General features: G+C 67.0%; 21 protein-coding genes. 10 read left to right on the top strand and 11 right to left on the bottom strand.

The features are described from left to right. Nucleotides 1–5 precede the first annotated feature (5 nt). Entirely contained in the window at nt 6–2759 is a 2754-nt protein-coding gene (topA, locus tag QM712_RS28705; protein ID WP_415026528.1) for a type I DNA topoisomerase, read from the bottom strand. A gap of 228 nt (nt 2760–2987) precedes the next feature. Here topA and QM712_RS28700 point away from each other — a divergent pair, with 228 nt between their 5' ends. Further along, the gene (locus tag QM712_RS28700; protein ID WP_415026527.1) at nt 2988–3227 is read left to right on the top strand and encodes a hypothetical protein; all 240 of its coding nucleotides are present in this window, start codon (nt 2988–2990) and stop codon (nt 3225–3227) included. A 128-nt stretch (nt 3228–3355) separates the two neighbouring features. Here the strand turns inward: QM712_RS28700 and QM712_RS28695 are convergent, their stop codons facing one another. Next, nucleotides 3356–3820: a winged helix-turn-helix transcriptional regulator gene (locus QM712_RS28695; protein ID WP_415026526.1), complete on the bottom strand. Its 465-nt coding sequence runs from the start codon at nt 3818–3820 to the stop codon at nt 3356–3358. A 122-nt stretch (nt 3821–3942) separates the two neighbouring features. Here QM712_RS28695 and QM712_RS28690 point away from each other — a divergent pair, with 122 nt between their 5' ends. Together QM712_RS28690 and QM712_RS28685 are read left to right on the top strand one after the other, a co-directional pair. After that, nucleotides 3943–4716 (top strand): SDR family oxidoreductase, encoded by a 774-nt coding sequence (locus QM712_RS28690; protein ID WP_415026525.1) that lies wholly within the window; start codon nt 3943–3945, stop codon nt 4714–4716. Nucleotides 4717–4889: 173 nt separating this feature from the next. Further along, the gene (locus tag QM712_RS28685) at nt 4890–5075 is read left to right on the top strand and encodes a hypothetical protein (RefSeq protein WP_415026524.1); all 186 of its coding nucleotides are present in this window, start codon (nt 4890–4892) and stop codon (nt 5073–5075) included. A 72-nt stretch (nt 5076–5147) separates the two neighbouring features. On the opposite strand, the gene QM712_RS28680 is transcribed toward QM712_RS28685, so the two are convergent. Further along, nucleotides 5148–5756: an FMN-dependent NADH-azoreductase gene (locus tag QM712_RS28680; protein WP_415026523.1), complete on the bottom strand. Its 609-nt coding sequence runs from the start codon at nt 5754–5756 to the stop codon at nt 5148–5150. 95 nt (nt 5757–5851) lie between these two features. Between QM712_RS28680 and QM712_RS28675 the strand changes: the two genes are divergently transcribed. Further along, nucleotides 5852–6253, top strand: a complete 402-nt coding sequence (locus tag QM712_RS28675) for a winged helix-turn-helix transcriptional regulator (RefSeq protein ID WP_415026522.1) — start codon at nt 5852–5854, stop codon at nt 6251–6253. A 241-nt stretch (nt 6254–6494) separates the two neighbouring features. Here the strand turns inward: QM712_RS28675 and dprA are convergent, their stop codons facing one another. Next, nucleotides 6495–7637: a DNA-processing protein DprA gene (gene dprA / locus QM712_RS28670; protein WP_415026521.1), complete on the bottom strand. Its 1143-nt coding sequence runs from the start codon at nt 7635–7637 to the stop codon at nt 6495–6497. 90 nt (nt 7638–7727) lie between these two features. Here dprA and QM712_RS28665 point away from each other — a divergent pair, with 90 nt between their 5' ends. Beyond that, on the top strand, nt 7728–8972 hold the full coding sequence (locus QM712_RS28665) for an amidase (RefSeq protein ID WP_415026520.1): 1245 nt from the start codon (nt 7728–7730) through the stop codon (nt 8970–8972). Here QM712_RS28665 and QM712_RS28660 read toward each other — a convergent pair. The 4 genes from QM712_RS28660 to QM712_RS28645 form a co-directional block, all read right to left on the bottom strand. Then, a complete protein-coding gene (locus QM712_RS28660) occupies nt 8964–10178 on the bottom strand; it encodes a patatin-like phospholipase family protein (protein WP_415026519.1) in 1215 nt (404 codons plus the stop codon). The genes QM712_RS28665 and QM712_RS28660 overlap by 9 nt on opposite strands. Before the next feature lie 148 nt (nt 10179–10326). Further along, complete coding sequence (gene plsY / locus QM712_RS28655; RefSeq protein ID WP_415026518.1) at nt 10327–10923, bottom strand: glycerol-3-phosphate 1-O-acyltransferase PlsY; 597 nt, start codon at nt 10921–10923, stop codon at nt 10327–10329. Between the two features lie 74 nt (nt 10924–10997). Continuing rightward, entirely contained in the window at nt 10998–12299 is a 1302-nt protein-coding gene (locus tag QM712_RS28650; protein WP_415026555.1) for a dihydroorotase, read from the bottom strand. A 5-nt stretch (nt 12300–12304) separates the two neighbouring features. Next, nucleotides 12305–13252, bottom strand: a complete 948-nt coding sequence (locus tag QM712_RS28645; RefSeq protein ID WP_415026517.1) for an aspartate carbamoyltransferase catalytic subunit — start codon at nt 13250–13252, stop codon at nt 12305–12307. 250 nt (nt 13253–13502) lie between these two features. Between QM712_RS28645 and QM712_RS28640 the strand changes: the two genes are divergently transcribed. From QM712_RS28640 to QM712_RS28630, 3 genes are all read left to right on the top strand, one after another. Continuing rightward, nucleotides 13503–14237, top strand: a complete 735-nt coding sequence (locus tag QM712_RS28640; RefSeq protein ID WP_415026554.1) for a M15 family metallopeptidase — start codon at nt 13503–13505, stop codon at nt 14235–14237. 20 nt (nt 14238–14257) lie between these two features. Continuing rightward, nucleotides 14258–15901, top strand: a complete 1644-nt coding sequence (locus tag QM712_RS28635) for an acyl-CoA dehydrogenase family protein (protein WP_415026516.1) — start codon at nt 14258–14260, stop codon at nt 15899–15901. A gap of 146 nt (nt 15902–16047) precedes the next feature. Then, nucleotides 16048–16818 carry a lysostaphin resistance A-like protein gene (locus QM712_RS28630; RefSeq protein ID WP_415026515.1) on the top strand — a complete coding sequence of 257 codons (771 nt, stop codon included), beginning with the start codon at nt 16048–16050 and terminating at the stop codon, nt 16816–16818. Nucleotides 16819–16931: 113 nt separating this feature from the next. On the opposite strand, the gene QM712_RS28625 is transcribed toward QM712_RS28630, so the two are convergent. Continuing rightward, nucleotides 16932–17855: an AEC family transporter gene (locus tag QM712_RS28625; protein ID WP_415026514.1), complete on the bottom strand. Its 924-nt coding sequence runs from the start codon at nt 17853–17855 to the stop codon at nt 16932–16934. A gap of 3 nt (nt 17856–17858) precedes the next feature. Continuing rightward, nucleotides 17859–18338 (bottom strand): Holliday junction resolvase RuvX, encoded by a 480-nt coding sequence (gene ruvX / locus QM712_RS28620; RefSeq protein WP_415026513.1) that lies wholly within the window; start codon nt 18336–18338, stop codon nt 17859–17861. Between the two features lie 47 nt (nt 18339–18385). Here ruvX and QM712_RS28615 point away from each other — a divergent pair, with 47 nt between their 5' ends. After that, a complete protein-coding gene (locus QM712_RS28615) occupies nt 18386–18601 on the top strand; it encodes a hypothetical protein (RefSeq protein ID WP_415026512.1) in 216 nt (71 codons plus the stop codon). Here the strand turns inward: QM712_RS28615 and QM712_RS28610 are convergent. After that, on the bottom strand, nt 18588–19478 hold the full coding sequence (locus tag QM712_RS28610; protein ID WP_415026511.1) for a LysR substrate-binding domain-containing protein: 891 nt from the start codon (nt 19476–19478) through the stop codon (nt 18588–18590). The two genes, QM712_RS28615 and QM712_RS28610, sit on opposite strands and share 14 nt — an antisense overlap. A gap of 95 nt (nt 19479–19573) precedes the next feature. Here QM712_RS28610 and QM712_RS28605 point away from each other — a divergent pair. Continuing rightward, nucleotides 19574–20090 (top strand): nitronate monooxygenase (locus QM712_RS28605; protein ID WP_415026510.1); only part of this gene is annotated, 517 nt, incomplete at its 3' end.

The raw sequence follows: 20090 nt of genomic DNA, 5'->3' as shown, positions 1-20090 counted from the left end.
AACCTCTAATTCTTGCCGGCACTCTTCTTGGCCGGAGCTTTGGCGGCGGATGATTTGGTCGCCGGCGGCTTTGTGGCGGAAGTCTTGGCCGTCGACGCCACGCCCGCGCGCGCCTTGCTGGTTGATTCAGTCTTCGATTTGGCCGCGGATTTCTTCGCGGCGGCTTTCTTGGGCTTCGCCGCAGTGTCGTCGCCATCGGCGGCCTTCTTGGCCTTGGCCGGCTTCGCCGCCTTCTTCGCCTTGGCCTTGCCGCCGCCCTTGGCTGCGCGCTCGTCGATCAGGGTGATCGCCTGCGGCAGCGTGATCGTGTCCTTCTCGAACTCGGCCGGGATCGTCGCATTGACGCCGCCCGCGGTGACATAGGCGCCGTAGCGGCCGCTCTTCACGGTGACGGTGCCGAGCGTCGGATGATCGCCGATCGCCTTGCCGGGGTCGGCGCCGAAGCGGCGGCTCGGGCCCTTGGCGACCTTCTCGGCGATCAGCGTCACGGCGCGGTTGAGGCCGATGTCGAACACTTCATCGCCAGCTTCGAGGCTCGCATAGGTCTTCTCGTGCTTCACGAACGGCCCGAAGCGACCGAGACCGGCCGTGATCGGCTGACCGGTTTCCGGATGCTTGCCGATCTCGCGCGGCAGCGACAACAGCTTCAGCGCAAGCTCGAGTTCGACGTCGCCGGGCGAGGTGCCCTTCGGGATGCCCGCACGCTTCGGCTTCTCGCCTTCCGCATAGTCCTTCGGCTCGCCGAGCTGGATGTAGGGGCCGAAGCGGCCGGCCTTGACCCAGACATCGAAGCCGGTGTCGGGATCCTGGCCGAGCGAACGGTCGGCGGTGGCTTCGCTGTCGGCGGCGAGCTGGCGGGTGTAGCGGCATTCCGGATAGTTCGAGCAGCCGACGAAGGCTCCGAACTTGCCCGCCTTCAGATTGAGCCGGCCCGTACCGCAGCTCGGGCACTGCCTGACGTCACCGCCATCGGCGCGCGGCGGATAGATGTGCGGCCCCAGCATCTCGTCGAGCACGTCGAGCACCTGCGCGACGCGCAGATCCTTGATGTCGTCGACGGCGCCGATGAAGTCGCGCCAGAAATCCTTCAGCACCTGCTGCCAGGAGATCTCGTTGTTGGAGATGCGGTCGAGCTGCTCTTCCAGGCCGGCCGTGAAGTCGTATTCGACATAGCGGCTGAAGAAGCTCTCCAGGAACGCGATCACGACGCGGCCCTTGTCCTCTCCGTGCAGCCGCTTCTTCTCGAGCTTGACGTAGCCGCGGTCCTTCAGGACCTGGAGAATGGAGGCGTAGGTCGAGGGCCGGCCGATGCCGAGCTCTTCCATGCGCTTGACCAGCGATGCTTCGGAGAAGCGCGGCGGCGGCTCGGTGAAATGCTGGGTGACGGCGAGCGACTGCCGCTTCAGGCCTTCGCCTGCGCTCATGCCGGGCAGGCGGCGGGAGTCTTCGTCCTCCTCGTCGTCGCGGCCTTCCTGATAGAGCGCGAGGAAGCCGTCGAACTTGACGACCCGGCCGGTGGCGCGAAGTTCCAGCGTGCGGCCGCCGGCCTTCGCGGTGATGTCGACGGTGGTGCGCTCGAGTTCGGCCGCTTCCATCTGGCTCGCGATGGTGCGCTTCCAGATCAGCTCGTAGAGCCTGGCCTGATCGGCATCGAGCTTGCGGCTCATGCTGTCGGGACGGCGGGACATGTCGGTCGGGCGGATCGCTTCGTGCGCTTCCTGGGCGTTCTTGGCCTTGGCCTGGTACTGGCGGGGAGCGTCCGGCACGTAGGCATTGCCGTAATCCTCGCCGATCACCTTGCGCGCCTGGGTGATCGCCTCGGGCGCGATCTGCACGCCGTCGGTACGCATATAAGTAATGAGTCCGGTGGTCTCGCCGCCGATGTCGATGCCCTCATAGAGGCGCTGAGCGATGCGCATCGTGTGCGCCGGCGCGAAGCCGTATTTGCGGCTGGCTTCCTGCTGCAGCGTCGAAGTGGTGAAGGGCGCCTGCGGGTTGCGCCGGGCGGGCTTCGCGTCGACCGAGGTCACCGCGTAGCTCGCCAGTTCCAGCGCCTTCTTGAAGTCTTCGGCCTCCGTGCCGGTGCCGATGTCCAGACGCTGGATCTTCTTGCCGTCGGCGCCGACCAGGCGGGCCTCGAAGGCATCGCCGCGCGGGGTCAGCAGCGTCGCGATCAGCGACCAGTATTCGCGGGGCACGAACTTCTCGATCTCGAGCTCGCGGTCGCAGACGAGGCGCAGCGCCACCGACTGCACGCGTCCGGCCGAGCGGGCGCCCGGCAGTTTCCGCCACAGCACGGGGGAGAGGGTGAAGCCGACGAGATAGTCCAGCGCGCGGCGCGCCATGTAGGCGTCGACCAGCGCGCCGTCGATCTCGCGCGGATGCTTCATCGCTTCCGAGACCGCCTGCTTGGTGATGGCGTTGAACACCACGCGCTCGATCTTGTGATCCTTCAGCGCGCGCTTCTCCTTGAGAACCTCCAGCACGTGCCAGGAGATCGCCTCGCCCTCGCGATCAGGGTCGGTGGCGAGAATGAGCCGGTCGGCGCCCTTCAGGGATTTGGCGATGTCGTTGAGCCGGCCGGCCGCCTTCGGGTCGACCTCCCAGATCATCTTGAAATTGGCGTCGGGATCGACGGAACCATTCTTCGCCGGCAAGTCGCGGACATGGCCGAACGAGGCCAGAACCTCGTAGGACGAGCCCAAATACTTGTTGATCGTCTTGGCTTTCGCCGGCGACTCCACAATGACGATATTCATGTAGTTCCAGTAACTTACGGGAAAATCTTGGGCCGAATTCGAAGGGACTCGGGTCGGCCGTTTCGCCCCGAACATGGGTGGTGAGGCCCCCGCTGTCAAATCGAGGGCTGTTGAAAGGCCGTTTTGGAAGAAAAGTTTCATATCGAGAAAGTTGCAGAATACCACCTTGGAGTTGCGCTCCCCGTCTGCTTAATATTTCCGTGGGGTATGGATTCGGGTGGGGCTCTGGTGACAAAGCCGGCAAAGAAGCGGGCGCGCGCCCGATCAGGTGCGCAGACGCGCTCGCGCAATGAGGAACCGGGAGAAGGCGGGGCGGATGAGGCGGTCGCCTTCATCGCCGAGCAGGTCACGGCGCTGCGAAAGCTGGCCGAGCGCCACAAGCTCGATGTGCTGCATTATCTCCTGGGCATGGCCAAGCTCGAAGCCGACGAGCGCCTGAGGCTGCGGAGCAAGCGCAAGCTGTCTTGAGGCGAGGGAGACCTCTCTCCGTGATCGTCATTGAGCGCAGCAATCCTGCCGAGCGCTGCGGACATATGATCTGGATTGCTTCGCCTCGCGCGCAATGACGATGTCGCGTGGCGCGAGCCCATCGCCGGTCAGGCTGTCCGCCGGCGTAACGGCCGCGATTTCAACATCGTGTCTGCGGGACCGAGCAGCCGCCCGTCCTCGGCGCGCATTTCCAGCTTGCGCACGGGGCGGCCCTTGTCGCGATCGACCAGGATGGTCGCGATCTCCTCGGGCCGGTCGTCGAACTCCTCGCTCCATTGCCGGAGCGCCACGAGGATCGGGAAGGTGCCGCGGCCTTTCGGCGTCAGCACATATTCCTGATATGCGCTGCCGTCGGAAGCGGGCGCCGTCGCCAGGATGCCGTGATCGACCAGCGCGCGCAGCCGCGCCGCCAGGATGTTCTTCGCCATGCCGAGCTTGTTCTGAAACTCGCCAAAGCGCCGCAGCCCGAACAGCGCCTCGCGGATGATCAGCAGCGACCACCAATCGCCGATCGCTTCCAGCGATCGCGCGATCGGGCAGGCGTCCCCTTCGAAGCTCGTGCGTTTCACCATCGTTCCGGTCCCGCCGTGCCCAAGAGCGTGCCGGCATCGATCACGCGCTTGTGTGGTTGCATCATAAAACCATTGGCCCTAGATGGCAACATAGTTTCATAATGCAACCACTGGAGGCGAGCGTGCGACTGAAGAACAAGACGGCATTGATCACCGGCGACAACAGCGGCATCGGTCTTGCGACGGCGAAACTGTTCGTGGCCGAGGGCGCGAGGGTGACCATCACCGGGCGCAACAAGCAGACGCTCGAGGCCGCCGCGAAGGAACTTGGGCCGAACGCGCTCGCAGTCGCCGCCGACGCCACCGACATTGCGGCCACGGAAGCCGCGATCAGGACGGCAGCCGAGAAGTTCGGCAAGCTCGATATCCTGTTCGCCAATGCCGGCATCGCCGGCGGCACGCCGCTCGGCTCGGCCACGCTCGAAACGTTCGAGAAGGTGATCCGCACGAATCTCACCGGCGTGTTCTTCACGGTGCAGTCCGCACTGCCTTATCTCAACGACAACGCCTCGATCATTCTCAACGGTTCGGTGATCTCGGTGCTCGGCATTCCCGGTTATTCGGCCTACGGCGCGGCGAAAGCCGGCGTGCGGGCGATGGCGCGGATCATGGCATCCGAATTGTCGCCACGCGGCATCCGCGTCAATGTGGTCGCTCCCGGCGCGATCCGTACGCCGATCTGGGGACCCGCCACCGCCACGCCCGAAGCCGAGAAGGCGTTCGAGAAACGAATCGCGCTGTCGACGCCGCTCGGTCGTATCGGCGAGACGGATCACGTGTCGAGGACGGTGCTGTTCCTCGCCTCGGATGATTCCGCGCATGTGCAGGGGCAGGAAATCTTCGTCGATGGCGGCGCGGTGGCTTCGCCGAGCGGCGCACCGATCTATCGCGGCTGATCAATCTGATGAAAATTGAATCCATCCGGCGCGACACGATGGTTGCGCCGGATGGTTCCCTCGTCCTGCGAGGCGTATTTTCTGAACGTTGCGTGATGTGTTGAACCTTCGCGCAGGCCGCGAAGACATTTCTACGGGCAGAGGGTCATAGGACTCGTTTCAGGGAGCCCGATATGCCGAAGGCAGCAACGCGTTTTTTTTCGCAAGTTTCAGAACCGCGCATTTACACCGAACGATCGGCTATTCCAGCGAAGCGTTCCGACAGTTCCGAGTTCATCGCGGTCGCATTGTTTTCCGGCATCGGCCTGCTCGTCTCGCTCGTCGCGGTCATCCTGGGCGTGCAGGGCGCCTGGTTCTAGCCCGGCGTCTCACCGGCTGACCGCTCCGCCGCCGCCGAAAACCGGCGGCGACAGATCCGGCCGGTGCACGCCTTACGCCGCGCGGAGGCTGGTCGCCGCCTGAAGAGCACCCGCCAGCGCCTTTTCCCGGTGATCAGGTCCGACCTGGATTCCGTCGGCAAAGATGAACTCGGGATTGCTAATGCCGATGAAGCCGAACACCCAACGCAGATAGGTTTCGAGATGCTCGCCGGCCGCGTACGGCGTCTCCGCGCCGTAATAGCCGCCGCGTGAAATGGCCAGGATCACGCGCTTGCCGCCCGCAAGACCCTGTGGGCCGTTCTCGCCGTATTTGAACGTCTTCTCCGGCACCAGGATGCGGTCGATCCAGGCCTTGAGCTGGCTCGGGATGGTGAAGTTGTACATGGGCGCGCCGATCACCACGATGTCGGCATCGAGGAACTCGTTCAACACCGCCGCGCTCGCGGCAAGGTCGGGACCGAGCTCGGTCGGCGCGGGCGCGCCCTGGGCCGCGGCAAGGTGCGAACCGGAGAGGTGGGCGAGCGGGGTCTGAGTCAGATCGCGATAGACGATGTCGAGCGACGGCGTGGCCTGCCGCAGCCGGTCGACGATCGCGGAGGAAACCTGCCGGCTGACGGAGTGGGGGCCGAGGACACTGGAGTCGATATGGAGGAGTTTCATTGGGGTCACCCATGGTATAGATTTGTAACCCGCACTACATGAGTGACTGCCGAAATCCCCGCAAGAACGCACTTTTTTGAGCCCCGGGCACATCCTTGAAACCGAGTCACAGCCATTTGCCTGCAGTGCCGGCAGCGCCGCATCCCGACCACGCCGATTGCCGCGACGTTGCCTCGATCCTCGCGCGCGTCGGCGACAAATGGAGCGTGTTCGTGATCATGATGCTGAGCGACGGGCCGAAGCGTTTCAACGAGCTCAAGCGGTTGATCAACGGCATCTCGCAGCGGATGCTGACCCTGACACTGCGCGGGTTGGAGCGCGACGGGCTCGTCACGCGCACGATCTTCCCGACCATTCCGCCGCGGGTCGACTACGAGCTGACCGATCTCGGCCGCGGACTGCAGCAACCGGTGAAGGCGCTCGGACAATGGGCGATCGACCACCAGCAGCAGATCGCATCGGCGCGCTCGCGCTTCGATAAGCGCAAAGAGACCTGAAGCGGAAGTGACGGCAGGAAGCGATGCGAGCCCGGCGTTCGCTTCTCCGAGCTGCGATTGTCGAGAGGCTGTCGGTCGAGTTTGGCCCTCGTAGTCGGAGACGCCCGCCCGTGCGGGCTCCTCACCATGAGGGCTTGATCTTACATCCGCGAGACGCGACCTCGTCCTGAGGGGCCGCCGCAGGCGGACATTTCGAAGGATGGTTGCAGGCGAGCTCTGCTCGTCGGCCCAGCGACCGAACCTAGAGCAGCGACACCAATCCGCCGCCGTGGCGTTCGAGGCGGCCGGCCAGTTCGAGCTCCAGCAGCACGGTGCAGACGATCGCGGGCGATGCGCCGGACATCCGCACGAGGTCGTCGATCGTGACAGGGGCGGGGCCGAGCAGGCCGCTGATCTGGTCGCGGTCGTGGGCCTGCGGATCGCTCTCGAAAGGTTCGCTGTCGGGCTCGCTGAGCGGATGCATCACCGGCCGCTCCATGATCGGCTGGACCGCGTTGACGATGTCGGCCGCCTCCGTGACCAGCGTCGCGCCCTGCTTGATCAGATCGTTGGTGCCGGCCGCGCGCGGATCGAGCGGCGAACCCGGCACCGCGAACACCTCGCGGCCCTGTTCGGCGGCCATGCGCGCGGTGATCAGCGAGCCCGAGCGGTGCGCCGCTTCCACCACGACCACGCCGAGCGAGGCGCCCGAAATCAGCCGGTTGCGGCGAGGGAAGTCGCGGGCGCGCGGCTCGTGTCCCAGCGGCATCTCGGAGATTGCCGCGCCGTCCCGCGTGAGGATAGATGCGAGCAGGTCGCCATGCTCGGGCGGATAGATGCAGTCGTGTCCACCGGCGAGCACGGCGATCGTGCCGCTCTCCACGCTGGCGCGATGCGCGGCCTGGTCGACACCGCGCGCGAGCCCCGAGATGACGATGAAGCCGGCTTCGCCGAGCTCGCGGGCGAGTTGTCCGGCGAACTTCAGCCCGGCGCCGGAGGCGTTGCGCGAGCCGACGATCGCGATCATCGGGCGCATCAGGGTCGCGTTGGCGCCGCGAACCGCCAGCAGCGGCGGCGCATCGTCGAGCGTCGCCAGCCGCGACGGATAGCCATCCTCGCCGGGCGCGATCCAGGCGATGCCGAATCTGCGGCTCGCGGCGAGCTCGGCCCTTGCTTCATCGGCGCTGCAGATGCGTCCCGATCGTGCCGCTCCGCCACGGCGCGCCAGGTCGGGCAGCCGCTCCAGCGCAGCGCGTGCGCTGCCGAAATGATCGACCAGCGAACGGAAGGTGCGCGGCCCGACATTGTCGGACCGGATCAGCCGCAGGCGGTCGATCCGCTCCGGCTCGGTCAGCTCCACGCGGGGATTGATGGCGTCCACGGCGTCTCCTTGCGGGCACAGCATGGAACAACCTGAGGGCGTGGGCAACAGCGGCATATGCTTGCGCGACCTCGTCGCGATGCTAAAAGCGCTTCCAACAAGAAGGATTACGCCATGATCTCACTCGCCGACCTCCAGCGCCGCATCGAAGCCGGTGAGCTTTCGCCCGATGCCGCCATCGCCCAATCACACGCGGCGATCGAGGCCTGCGAGAAGGACGTCCGCGCATTCGTCTGTCACGACAAGTCGGCCAAGGCGCAAGCGTCGGGGCCGCTGCGCGGCATCGCGGTCGGAATCAAGGACATCATCGACACCGCCGATTTCCCGACCGAGATGGGCTCGGAGATCTATCGCGGCTGGCAGCCGCGCGGCGATGCGCCGGTCGTGATGATGCTGAAGCGGGCGGGGGCCACCATCATCGGCAAGACCACGACCACGGCGTTCGCTTCGCGCGATCCGACGGTGACGCTCAATCCGCACGACACCGGCCATTCGCCGGGCGGCTCGTCCTCGGGCTCGGCGGCGGCGGTCGGCGCCGGCATGATCCCGCTGGCGCTGGGCACGCAGACCGGCGGCTCGGTGATCCGGCCCGCCGCCTATTGCGGCGCTGCCGCGATCAAGCCGTCGTTCCGCATGCTGCCGACGGTCGGCGTCAAATGCTATTCGTGGGCGCTCGACACGGTCGGTCTGTTCGGATCGCGCGCGGAGGATCTTGCGCGCGGATTGCTGGCGATGACCGGGCGTACCGAATTCTCCGGAATCGTCGCCGCCAGATCTCCGCGCATCGGCGTGGTCAGGCAGGAATTCGCGGATGCCGCGGAGCCGGCCGCCCAGGAGGGCCTGAAGGCTGCGATCAAGGCGGCCGAGCAGGCCGGCGCCAGCGTGCAGACCATCGATCTGCCCCAGGCGGTGCAGGAGGCCTGGCACATCCACCCGATCATCCAGGATTTCGAGGCGCATCGCGCGCTCGCCTGGGAGTTCTCCGAGCATCACGACGAGATCGCGCCGATGCTGCGCGCCAGCCTCGATGCGACGGTTGGACTGACGCCGAAGGACTATGACGAGGCGCGGCGGGTCGGTCGTCGCGGCCGTCGAGAGCTCGGCGAGGTGTTCGAGAACGTCGACGTGCTGCTGACCTATTCGGCGCCGGGCCCGGCGCCGGCCAAGGAGCTCGCCTCGACCGGCTCGCCCCGTTTCAACCGGCTCTGGACGCTGATGGGAAATCCTTGCGTCAACGTGCCGGTGCTGAAAGTCGGCGGTCTGCCGATCGGGGTCCAGGTGATCGGGCGCTTCGGCAATGACGCGCGTGCGCTCGCGGCGGCGTGGTTCCTCGAGGACGCGCTGGCGAAATCAGGCTAGCGCCGGTTCGGTCGCGACGTCCGGCTGCTCGATCCCACGCGGCAGGAAATCGGCATTCTCATCCTGCCGGAGCCAACGCTCGGCGGCCGCGCGGCCGCTCCGGTGCAGCAGGCGAATGAAGCCGCGCCCGAGATCGGCCGACGAGCGCTGCGCCAGGCTGTCGACGGAATCTTCCGCCGCGATCCTGAAGAGACGGACGGGCTCTGCCGCGCTCGACTGTGCCGCCCATTCGATCGCCGCGATCTCGGCATTGAGGGCGGCGTTGGCCGCGATCTGGTCGAGCCTGCGGTCGATCGCGGCCAGCGTGATCGGCACATAGCTGTCGCGCGCCGGCGTGACCTGGACGAGCAGGATGTCGGAGGTCGTCGATTCCTGCACCAGCCGCACCAACGGCGGATTGCCGCCGAAGCCGCCGTCCCAATAGGCCTCGCCGTCGACCTCCACGGCGCAGTGAACCAAAGGAGGGCAGGTCGAGGCCAGCGCGACGTCAGGGGTCACGGCGTCGTTGCGGAAAATCTGTTGCTGCCCGTCGCGGATGCGCGTTGCCGCGATCAGAAGTTTCGGGCACGCCGGATCGCGCAGGACCGCGAAATCGATGTCGCGCGCGAGCGCCAGCCGCAGCGGATCGAGATCGAACGGATCGAACTGCCCGGAGCGCAGGGTCGGGCCGAAGGCGACCGAGCTGCCCGCCGGCGAAAAGCCGCCGACCAGCATCAGCGAGCGGAATGAGGCCTCGTGCATCAGGCGGACCCAGAACCGGTTCAGCCGCGACCGCGCGCCTTCGCGGCCGCCTTCGGCGAGGCCGGATGCGAGCAGAAGCGCGTTGATTGCGCCGGCGCTGGCGCCGCTGATCGTGTCGAATGCGATCGCGGGCTCCTCCAGCAGCCGCTCGAGCACGCCCCAGCTGAAGGCGGCGAAGGTGCCGCCGCCCTGAAGTGCCAGCGAGAGTTTCCGTGGCGGCCATGGCCGGGCGGGCGTCTCGACCGGTGCGGGCCTGGCGACGACCGCGACAGGCGCCGGAGCTTGCGCGGCGCGAGCGGGCGGCGGCGGTGCCGGCGTCAAGACGGGGACAGGTTCTGCCGCAGGAGGCGGCGAGGGTGGGGCATCGGACCAGATGCTGGTCATCGACAGCAGCCGGCTGGCCGCGGTGCGCGCGCCATCCTGCGAACCATCATCACGATGCGGGCCGACAAACTTCTCGCTCATTCTGAGCAACCGCGTAACGCCATTTCCGCCGTCACGATGACAGGCATGGAACCCGTTCGCCACTCCGGCCGCGGGTCGGCCATGAGTTGCGAACAGAATTTGGCATATATTGCGGAGGGGGTGCGGCGGTATCCGTACTTTTTCCGGCTCAGGCCTTCTCGCCGATCCGGCCTTCCTTGCCCGATTGCAATCGCTTGATGTTCTCGCGATGCATGTAGAACAGGAGCAGCGTCAGGATCGCGAACAGCGAGGCCAGGGCCAGATGTCCAAACCACCACAGGAACAGCGGCGTGACGAAGGCAGCCACCAGCGCCGAGAGCGAGGAGTAGCGGGTGGTCGTGGCGGTCGCGAGCCACAGCAGGCAGAACACCACCGCGCCCGGCCAGAACAGGCCGAGCAGGATGCCGATATAGACCGCAACGCCCTTGCCACCTCTGAACTTCAGCCAGACCGGGAAGAGATGGCCGAGGAAAGCGCCGAGCCCAGCCAGCATCGCGGCGTTGGGACCGGCGATGTAGCCCGCGATCATCACCGCCGCGGTGCCCTTGAGCGCGTCGAGCAGCAGCGTCGCCGCGGCGAGGCCCTTGCGCCCGGTGCGCAGCACGTTGGTGGCGCCGATATTGCCGGACCCGATCGAGCGTAGATCCTGCGTGCCGGCGAGCCGGGTCAGGATCAGCCCGAACGGGATCGAGCCCAGCAGGTAGCCGATGACGAAGGCGATCGGCAGGAACGTTTCAAGCCCCATGGCCGCATCTCCGTGTCCGATTGCGACGCCGGCGGAGATCCGTCCCCGGCCGTGCGCTGTGTGAGGCCGTCACCCTAGACATGCTCGAAGACCGTCCGCCCGCCGACGATGGTCCGCACCACGCGGCCCGAGAAGCGGGCTTCGTCGAACGGGGTGTTCTTGCACGGCGATTTGAGGTCCGCGGGATCGACGATCCAGGGCGTATCGGGATCGATCACGATGATATCGGCCGGGCTGCCCGGGCGCAGGGTGCCGCCGGGCAGGCCGAGCAGTTCGGCCGGCCGGGTCGACATCGCCCTGATCAGCGTCTTCAGCTCGATCTCGCCATTGTGCACGAGCCGCAGGCCGGCGGGCAGCATGGTCTCGAGACCCACGGCGCCGGGCGCCGCTTCCGCGAACGGCAGGCGCTTGACCTCGACGTCCTGCGGATTGTGGTCGGACATGATGACGTCGACGAGGCCTGAGGCCACCGCCGCCACGAGCGCGCGGCGGTCGTCCTCGGTCCGCAGCGGCGGCGACAGTTTCAGGAACGACCGGTAGGGACCGATGTCGTTCTCGTTCAGCGCAAGATGATTGATCGAGACCGAAGCGCTGACGGCGAGCCCGGCATCGCGGGCGCGCTTGAGGATGTCGAGCGAGTCGACGCAGGACAGCGAGGCGGCGTGATAACGGCCGCCGGTCAGTGCGACGAGGCGCATGTCGCGTTCGAGGATCACGGCTTCGGCGGCGCTCGGAATGCCCATCAGGCCGAGCCGCGAGGCGAACTCGCCTTCGTTCATGACGCCTTCGCCGACGAGATCGGGATCTTCGGTGTGGTGCACGATCAGCGCGTCGAAATCGCGGGCGTAGGTCAGCGCGCGGCGCATCACCTGCGCATTGGTCACGCTCTTGTCGCCGTCGCTGAAGGCGACCGCACCGGCCGCCTTGAGCAGGCCGAACTCGGTCATCTCCTCGCCACGCATGCCCTTGGTCAGTGCCGCCATCGGCTGGATGTTGACGATCGCGGTGTCGCGGGCGCGGCGCATCACGAAGTCGACGGTGGCGGAATTGTCGATGACGGGCGAGGTGTCCGGCTGGCAGATGATGGTGGTGATGCCGCCGGTCGCGGCCGCCTGGCTCGCGGAGGCGAATGTCTCGCGATGGCTGAAGCCGGGCTCGCCGACGAAGGCGCGCATGTCGATCAGGCCCGGCGCGACGATCTTGCCGGAGCAGTTGACGATGTCGGTCCCTTCGGGAACGCCGGCCGCACCGATGCCGCGGCGGGTCTCGCGGACGGTGCCGTCGGCAATCAGGACGTCGCCGATGCCGTCGAAATCCCGGGAGGGATCGACGACGCGGGCGTTGGCGAGCAGGATCGGGCGGCGGTCGGTCAGCATCGGCATCACGCGTTCGGCAAGTTGCGGGCGAGCGCTTCGAGCACGGCCATGCGTACGGCCACGCCCATCTCGACCTGTTCGCGGATCAGGGACTGCGCGCCGTCGGCGACCGCGGTGTCGATCTCGACGCCGCGGTTCATCGGGCCGGGATGCATGACGAGCGCATCGGGCTTGGCGTAAGCGAGCTTTTTCTGGTCCAGCCCGAAGTAATGGAAGTATTCGGACGACGACGGCACGAACGAGCCGTTCATGCGCTCGCGCTGGAGCCGCAGCATCATGACGATGTCGGCGCCGTTGAGGCCTTCGCGCATGTCGCGCGCGACCTCGACGCCCATGCGCTCGATGCCGGGCGGCAGCAGCGTGGAGGGGCCGACGACGCGGACGCGGGCGCCCATGGTGTTGAGCAGGATGATGTTGGAGCGCGCGACGCGCGAATGCAGCACGTCGCCGCAGATGGCGATGACCAGCCCCTCGATCCGGCCCTTGTTGCGGCGGATCGTGAGCGCGTCGAGCAGCGCCTGGGTCGGATGCTCGTGCGCGCCGTCGCCGGCGTTGATCACGGAACCGTCGACCTTGCGCGCCAGCAGTTCCACCGCGCCGGAGGCGTGGTGGCGCACCACCAGGATGTCCGGGTGCATGGCGTTCAGCGTCATCGCGGTGTCGACCAGCGTCTCGCCCTTCTTGATGGACGAGGAGGACACCGACATGTTCATCACGTCCGCGCCCAGCCGTTTGCCGGCGAGCTCGAACGAGGACTGGGTCCGGGTCGATGCCTCGAAGAAAAGGTTCACTTGCGTCCGTCCACGCAGGACGGTGCGCTTCTTGTCCACCTGGCGATTGAGCTCGACATATTCCTCGGACAGGTCGAGCAGGCCGGTGATGTCGGCGGCGGAAAGGCCCTCGATGCCCAGCAAATGCCGGTGGCCGAGGACAAAGGTCGATTTCGATGTCATTAAAAGCAGAGCTATAGGCGTGGATGGGGGGGTGGGCAAGGGCCAATCCGCAAGGGGCGAGTTATCCCCCGGTCTGTCGGTTTCTGCCGACGTCGCGTGCCCGCGTCGTGACCGACCGCGATCTTCTCCGTCATGCCCGGGCTCGTCCCGGGCATCCACGACTTTTGATCGCATTTGACGCAAAAAGGACGTGGATGGCCGGGACAAGCCCGGCCGTGACGATGTGGGGGCACCGATGAGAACAATGGCGATGACTCTTCTGGTCGCGGCGACGTTCAGCGCGGCCCACGCCCAATCGCTCCCCGGCGGCTTCGTCTATCTGCGCGATGTCGATCCCAGCATCGTGCAGGACATCCGCTATGCCACGTCGAACAATTTCGTCGGCCGTCCGCTCGCCGGCTACGGCGCGGGCGAATGCGTGGTGAAGCGGGAGGTGGGGCTGCGGCTGAAAGCGGTTCAGCAGGAACTGGCGGCGCAGAACCTGTCGCTCAAGATGTTCGACTGCTACCGGCCGGCGCGCGCCTCGCTCGACATGGTCAAGTGGTCGCAGAACGGACACGAGACGGCGGCCGAGCGCCGCTACAATCCCAGGATTCCCAAGACCGAATTGTTTCGCCTCGGCTACATCGCGAGCCGCTCGCGGCATTCCACGGGTGCGGCGCTCGACCTCACTCTGGTCGATCTCAAGGCCGACAATTCCGGCAGATACGACCCGTCGAAAACCTATGCCGACTGCACGGCTCCGGTCGGCGCGCGGCCGCCGGAGGGCAGCGTCGACATGGGCACCGGATATGATTGTACCGATGCGAAGGGACATACCGCCGCACCGTCGATCACACCTGAGCAGCGTGCCTGGCGCAAGCGACTGCTGGCGGCGATGGCCCGGCAAGGCTTTGTGAACTATTCGAAGGAGTGGTGGCATTTTTCCCTGCCGGGGACGGGCGGGGCGGCCTATGATTTCCCGATCCAGCCGCGCCGGAACTGATTCCGCGCCGAGGAAACGACATGACCCAGCCCAGTTTCGCGACCCACGAGGTCTTCAACCAGTCGCCGCCGTTCGAGGACGTCGATCTGTTCGCGCTCGACCGTCCCCTAGTCGAGGCGGTGAAGGCCAATGGCGGCGCGGCAGCGGAGCGGGAGCTGTCCGAGTTCGGCAGGCATTGGGGGTCGGCGGCGATGGCCGATCGCGGGCGTGTCGCGAACGAGAACACGCCGAAGCTGCGCACCTTCGATGCCAAGGGCAATCGCCGCGATCAGGTGGAGTTTCATCCGGCCTATCACGAGTTGATGGCGCATAGTGCGCATGCCGGCGTGCACAATTCGACCTGGACCGCGGACGGCAGGCCCGCGGGCGACGCCGCCGAGGTCGTGCGCGCGGCAAGATTCTACATGGCTGCGCAGGTCGAGACCGGCCATCTCTGTCCGATCACGATGACGCGCGCTTCCGTCGCGGCGCTGGCGATGCAGCCGGACCTGCTTGCGCGCGTGATGCCGGTGCTGTCGACGAGGAGCTACGATCCCACCTTCGGGCCGTGGCCGCAGAAGCGCGGCATGACGCTCGGCATGGGAATGACCGAGAAGCAGGGCGGCACCGACGTGCGCGCCAACATGACGCGCGCCGTGCGGGACGGAAACGCCTATCGCATCACCGGCCACAAATGGTTCATGTCGGCGCCGATGTGCGACGCGTTCCTGGTGCTGGCGCAGGCCGACGAGGGCCTGACCTGTTTCTTCATGCCGCGCTTCGCGCCGGACGGATCGGTCAACGCGGTGCAGTTCCAGCGGCTCAAGGACAAGCTCGGCAACCGCTCCAACGCATCTTCCGAGGTCGAGTTCGCCGGCGCCTATGGCGAACGTGTCGGCGAGGAGGGCAAGGGCATCCGCACCATCATCCAGATGGTGCAGCTCACGCGGCAGGATTGCGCGATCGCCTCCGTCGGCCTGATGCGCTCCGGCCTTGCGCATGCGCTGCATCACGCGCGTCACCGCAGCGTGTTCCAGAAGCATCTCGCCGATCAGCCGCTGATGCAGGCCGTGCTGTCGGACATGGCGCTGCACGTGGAGGCGAGCGTCGCGCTGGTGATGCGGCTCTGCCGCGCCTTCGACCGGACGCCGCACGATGCAGGCGAGGCCGCCTACATGCGGCTCCTGACGCCCGCGATCAAATACTGGACCTGCAAGAGCGCTCCCGGCTTCCTCTACGAGGCGATGGAATGCCTCGGCGGCAATGGCTATGTCGAGGACGGCATTCTCGCGCGCCACTACCGGGAGTCGCCGGTCAACGCGATCTGGGAGGGCTCGGGCAACGTGATGTGCCTCGACGTGCTCCGCGCGCTCGCGCGCGAGCCGGAGGCGGCGATGGCGGTGCTGCAATTGCTGGCGGCCGAGACCAGGAGCCTGCCCGGAGCGGCCGAAGCGGTGGCGTTCATCGGCAAGGCCTTCCGCCGCGCAGACGGCGAGCGCGTTGCACGTCTCGCCGTCGAGAGGCTGGCATTGCTGGCCGCGGCCGCGGCGCTCAACGGCGTGTCGCCGCGCCAGGCCGAACTGTTCGCCGCCACGCGCCTCGCCACCAGTCACGCCAGCATGTACGGCGCGGTGGACCTGGAGAGCGCTGACGTCCGCGCGCTGCTCGAGCGGGCCCTGCCGTGAGCAGGCATGCTGTGGCCACATCGTCATGGCCGGGCTTGTGCCGGCCATTCCCGTCTCACAGCGCGGCACGAAGAACGTGGATGCCCGGGGCGAGCCCGGGCACGACGAGCCCTCGATAGTCTGCTGAACCTGACGAAAGCCCCCTGATGGATTCCCTCAATCCCGCCCAGCCGCCGCTCATCGTGACGCCCGCGGAGCCCGCGCCGCGCGTCTGGAAGTTCTGGGGCACGGCGCTGTGGGGCCTTCTCATCTTCGTGGCGATGTTCGTCGGCCAGATCGGCGCGATCGTTCTGCTGGTGGCGCAGCGTGGCCTGCCGATGGACCTCGCCTCGATCCAGCTCGTCGGCCATGAACCCCAGGCGTTGGCGCTGTCGGTCATCATGGGCCTGCCGGCCACGCTGGCGATGGTGTGGCTCGCCATCCGCATCAAGAAGGCCTCGTTCGTCGATTATCTCGCGCTGTATTGGCCGTCGTGGAAGCAGCTTCTGTTCGGCGCGATCGGCCTCATCGTGCTCGTGCTGGCCTGGGAGACGATGTCGCGCGCGCTCGGCCGCGAGGCGACGCCGGGCTTCATGACCGATCTGCTCAAATCGGGCCGCGACAAGGGCGCGGCCTTCCTGCTGCTGATCGCCTTCAGCGTGGCCGCGCCGATGTCGGAGGAGGTGCTCGCGCGAGGCTTCCTCTTCCGCGGCTGGTCGGCGAGCTTCCTGCGCGTGCCCGGCGCCATCATCCTGTCGTCGCTGGTATGGACGGTCGTGCATCTGCAGTACGACATGTACTTTCTGGCCGAGGTCTTCACGATCGGATTGTGGTTCGGCTACATGCGCTACCGCGCCAATTCGCTCTGGCTCACGACCGCGCTGCACGCGCTGAACAACCTGACCGCCGTGGTGCTGACGATGTGGCTCGGAGGGTAAGGCATTCCGTCATGGCGATCGCGAGCGACGCCATCCGGAGTCTTTCCGAGAAAGAGCCTGGATTGCTTCGTCGCAAGGGCTCCTCGCAATGACGAGGCGCGCAATGGCGAATGCTAAGCCACCAGCGCGATCGCGATCGGCATCGTGATCGCCGCCAGGATCGTCTGCAGCGTGATGATCTGCGCCAGAAGCGGCGCATCGCCGCCCATCTGGCGGGCCAGCACATAGGCACTCGGCGAGGTCGGCACCGCCGCGCAGATCGCGACGATCGCAAGGCTGTCACCGGTCATGCCGAACCAGGCGGCGAGCACCAGCGCGAGCACCGGCATCAGCACCAGCTTGAACGCTACGCCGATCGTCGCGCTGATGCTCGGGTGGAACAGCCCCTTGAGCTGCAGTCCGGCCCCGGTGACGAGCAGTCCGATCGCCAGCGAGGAGCGGCCGAGCGCATCGGCGACTTCGTGCCAGATCTTCGGCAGCGGCAGGTGGATGATGTTGATGACGAGGCCGATGACGCAGGCCCAGATCAGGGGATTGCGGATCACGGTCATGACGATGGCGCGGGCGGATTGCTTCTCCGGCGACGCATAATGGGCGAGCACGGCGACACTGAAGACGTTGACCAGGGGAATGATCGCGACCATCGCCACGGAGGCGAGCGCCAGCCCGACGTCGCCGAACATGTTCGCCGAGACGGAGAGCGCCACATAGGTCTGCCAGCGCGTTGCGCCCTGGAAGATCGAGGTGAAGGCGGGACCGTCGATGCCGAGCCGCGCCAGGATCGGGCGCAGCGCGAGGCAGAGCAGCGACATCGCGAACGCCGACAGCAGCAGCGCGCCGCCGACGCCGGCGACCGGGACCCTGGACAGGTCGGCCTTCACCAGCGTCTGGATCAGCAGCATCGGAAACAGCACGAAATAGGTCAGCCGCTCCAGCCCGTGCCATTGGGTGTCGAGCCGCATCAGGCTGTGTTTCAGCACGACGCCGAGCACGATGAGGATGAAGACCGGCAGCAGCGCCGCGATCACGACGGCCATGGATCAGCCGGTGCGCAGATTGGCGAGGCGGTCGAGCGCGCCTTGCAGGATGAAGATCGCGGCGTGCTCGTCGATCACCTCGGCGCGCTTGGCGCGGCTGACATCCATGCCGATCAGCTCGCGCTCGACCGCCGCGGTCGACAGGCGCTCGTCCCACAGGCCGATCGGCAGCGGGGTCAGGCCGGCGAGATTGCGGGCGAAGGCGCGGGTGGATTGCGCGCGCGGGCCCTCGCTGCCGTCCATGTTGATGGGCAGGCCGAGCACGAAGCCGACCGCCTTGCGCTCGGCCGCGATCGCGAGCAGCCGCGCCGCGTCCTGCTTGAACGCCTTGCGCGAAACGGTCTCCACGCCGGTCGCGAGCCGCCGATCCGGGTCGGACACGGCGACGCCGATGGTCTTGGTCCCGAGGTCGAGCCCGACCAGCGCTCCGCGCGCGGGCCAGTGTGTTACAGCATCGACCAGGGGTAGGATAAGAGCCGGCATGGTCTCAGCGCATAGCATGCGCCGCGCGGCGGAGTGAACCCTCGACTATGGATGCGCTGACATTATTCGGCCTGTTCGCCGTGACCGCGATGCTGGTCAGCTATGCCCTCGAGGACCGCAGCCATTGGTTCGTGCTGCTGTTCGCAATGTCCTGTGCGCTCGGCTCGGCCTATGGCTTCATGCAGGGCGCCTGGCCGTTCGGGCTGGTCGAGGCGATATGGGCCTTCGTCGCGCTGCGGCGATGGCATCTCAGGCCGCGATGACCTCGTCGTGCCCTTTCAGGCAGGACACGAAACCGCCGAGCGCGCTGTATTGATGGCCGGCGCGGCGCTGGACGAACAGTGTCTCGACCCGCGCCTGGGCCGGGCTGAGCGCATGGATCGACACGCTGCCGATCATCGCGCTGCGTTCGACGACGGCGCGCGGCAGCAGCGTCACGCCCATGTCGGCGGCGACGCAGCCGATCATGCCGTCGAGCGTGCCGAGTTCGAAGCGTGTCGCCGAAGGCCAGCCGAAGTCGATGAAGATCTGCTCGAGCCGCTGGCGGTAGGTGCAGCCGGTGCGGAACACCAATGCGGTCGGTCCGGACTCCGGCGTGCCCGCGCGCAGTTCGGCAAGGCCGGTCCAGCACCGCGCGCTGACCAGCACCAGCTCCTCGCGGAACGCGCTCGTCGCGACGAGATCGGGATGCGCGACGGGGCCGGCGACGAAAGCGCCGTCCAGCGCGCCTTCGAGCACGCTGGCGACGAGGTCTGCCGTCGTCGCCGTACGCAGGCTCAGCCGCACGGCAGGGAAGCGGCGGTGGAAATCGGCGAGCAGCGGCGGCAGCCGCACGGCCGCCGTCGTCTCCATCGAACCGATCGCGAGCGGTCCCTTCGGCTCGCCGTCGTCGCGCGCGGCGAGCACGGCTTCGCGCGACAGCGCCGTCATCCGTTGTGCATAGGGCAGGAGCCTCTTGCCCGCGCCGGTCAGCGACATGCCGCGGCTGTGGCGTTCGAACAGGGGCGTGCCGATCTCGGCCTCCAGCGCCTTCACGCGCTGGGTGACATTGGACTGCACCGTATTGAGCTCTTCGGCGGCGCGGGTGATGCCGCCGGTCCGCGCGACAGCGGCGAAGGTCTGGAGATCGCTGAGTTCCATTGCGTTTCGCTTTTGTGATGGAAGCGTTCTGTAGAATTCAATTTTAGAGAATGGTAATCGCGCCTAGTCTCGCTGTCCAGATCGGGGAGGAAGCCATGCCGCTTGCGACGTCGCTGACCACGCTGCTGGGGATCACGCATCCCGTCCTGCTGGCGCCGATGGACGTCATCGCCGGCCATCGGCTCGTGACGGCCGTGAGCCGTGCGGGCGGCTTCGGCATCCTGGGCGGCGGCTATGGCGAGCGCGCCTGGCTGGAGCGCGAGACCGCGGCTCTCGCGGGCTTGCGCGAGCCGTTCGGCATCGGCTTCATCACCTGGAGCCTCGCCAAAAAGCCCGAGCTTCTCGACGTGGCGCTGGCCGCCAAGCCTGCCGCGATCATGCTCTCCTTCGGCGATCCCGCGCCGTTCGCGCCGCGCATCAGGTCCGCCGGCGCGCGCCTGATCTGCCAGGTGCAGGACGAGGTGATGGCGCGGCAGGCGCTTGATGCCGGCGCCGATATCCTCATCGCGCAGGGAACGGAGGCGGGCGGTCACGGTGCGTCCCGCACCACGCTCGATCTCGTGCCGGCCATCGTCGATCTTGCCGCGGGCCGCGCGCCGGTCGCCGCTGCCG

Source organism: Bradyrhizobium sp., assembly GCF_047605465.1.
Classification (GTDB): Bacteria; Pseudomonadota; Alphaproteobacteria; order Rhizobiales; family Xanthobacteraceae; genus Bradyrhizobium.
This window is presented reverse-complemented; position numbering and strand designations above follow the sequence as displayed.

Bases quoted from the DNA above. Each gene is read 5' to 3' on its own strand.
- QM712_RS28630 (WP_415026515.1), top strand. From the start codon at position 16,048: ATGGATTCCCTCAATCCCGCCCAGCCGCCGCTCATCGTGACGCCCGCG.
- QM712_RS28610 (WP_415026511.1), bottom strand. From the start codon at position 19,478: ATGGAACTCAGCGATCTCCAGACCTTCGCCGCTGTCGCGCGGACCGGC.
- QM712_RS28660 (WP_415026519.1), bottom strand. From the start codon at position 10,178: ATGAGCGAGAAGTTTGTCGGCCCGCATCGTGATGATGGTTCGCAGGAT.
- dprA (WP_415026521.1), bottom strand. From the start codon at position 7,637: ATGCTGTGCCCGCAAGGAGACGCCGTGGACGCCATCAATCCCCGCGTG.
- topA (WP_415026528.1), bottom strand. From the start codon at position 2,759: ATGAATATCGTCATTGTGGAGTCGCCGGCGAAAGCCAAGACGATCAAC.
- QM712_RS28615 (WP_415026512.1), top strand. From the start codon at position 18,386: ATGGATGCGCTGACATTATTCGGCCTGTTCGCCGTGACCGCGATGCTG.
- QM712_RS28680 (WP_415026523.1), bottom strand. From the start codon at position 5,756: ATGAAACTCCTCCATATCGACTCCAGTGTCCTCGGCCCCCACTCCGTC.
- plsY (WP_415026518.1), bottom strand. From the start codon at position 10,923: ATGGGGCTTGAAACGTTCCTGCCGATCGCCTTCGTCATCGGCTACCTG.
- QM712_RS28645 (WP_415026517.1), bottom strand. From the start codon at position 13,252: ATGACATCGAAATCGACCTTTGTCCTCGGCCACCGGCATTTGCTGGGC.
- QM712_RS28650 (WP_415026555.1), bottom strand. From the start codon at position 12,299: ATGCTGACCGACCGCCGCCCGATCCTGCTCGCCAACGCCCGCGTCGTC.
- QM712_RS28625 (WP_415026514.1), bottom strand. From the start codon at position 17,855: ATGGCCGTCGTGATCGCGGCGCTGCTGCCGGTCTTCATCCTCATCGTG.
- QM712_RS28695 (WP_415026526.1), bottom strand. From the start codon at position 3,820: ATGGTGAAACGCACGAGCTTCGAAGGGGACGCCTGCCCGATCGCGCGA.
- QM712_RS28635 (WP_415026516.1), top strand. From the start codon at position 14,258: ATGACCCAGCCCAGTTTCGCGACCCACGAGGTCTTCAACCAGTCGCCG.
- QM712_RS28665 (WP_415026520.1), top strand. From the start codon at position 7,728: ATGATCTCACTCGCCGACCTCCAGCGCCGCATCGAAGCCGGTGAGCTT.
- QM712_RS28640 (WP_415026554.1), top strand. From the start codon at position 13,503: ATGACTCTTCTGGTCGCGGCGACGTTCAGCGCGGCCCACGCCCAATCG.
- ruvX (WP_415026513.1), bottom strand. From the start codon at position 18,338: ATGCCGGCTCTTATCCTACCCCTGGTCGATGCTGTAACACACTGGCCC.
- QM712_RS28685 (WP_415026524.1), top strand. From the start codon at position 4,890: ATGCCGAAGGCAGCAACGCGTTTTTTTTCGCAAGTTTCAGAACCGCGC.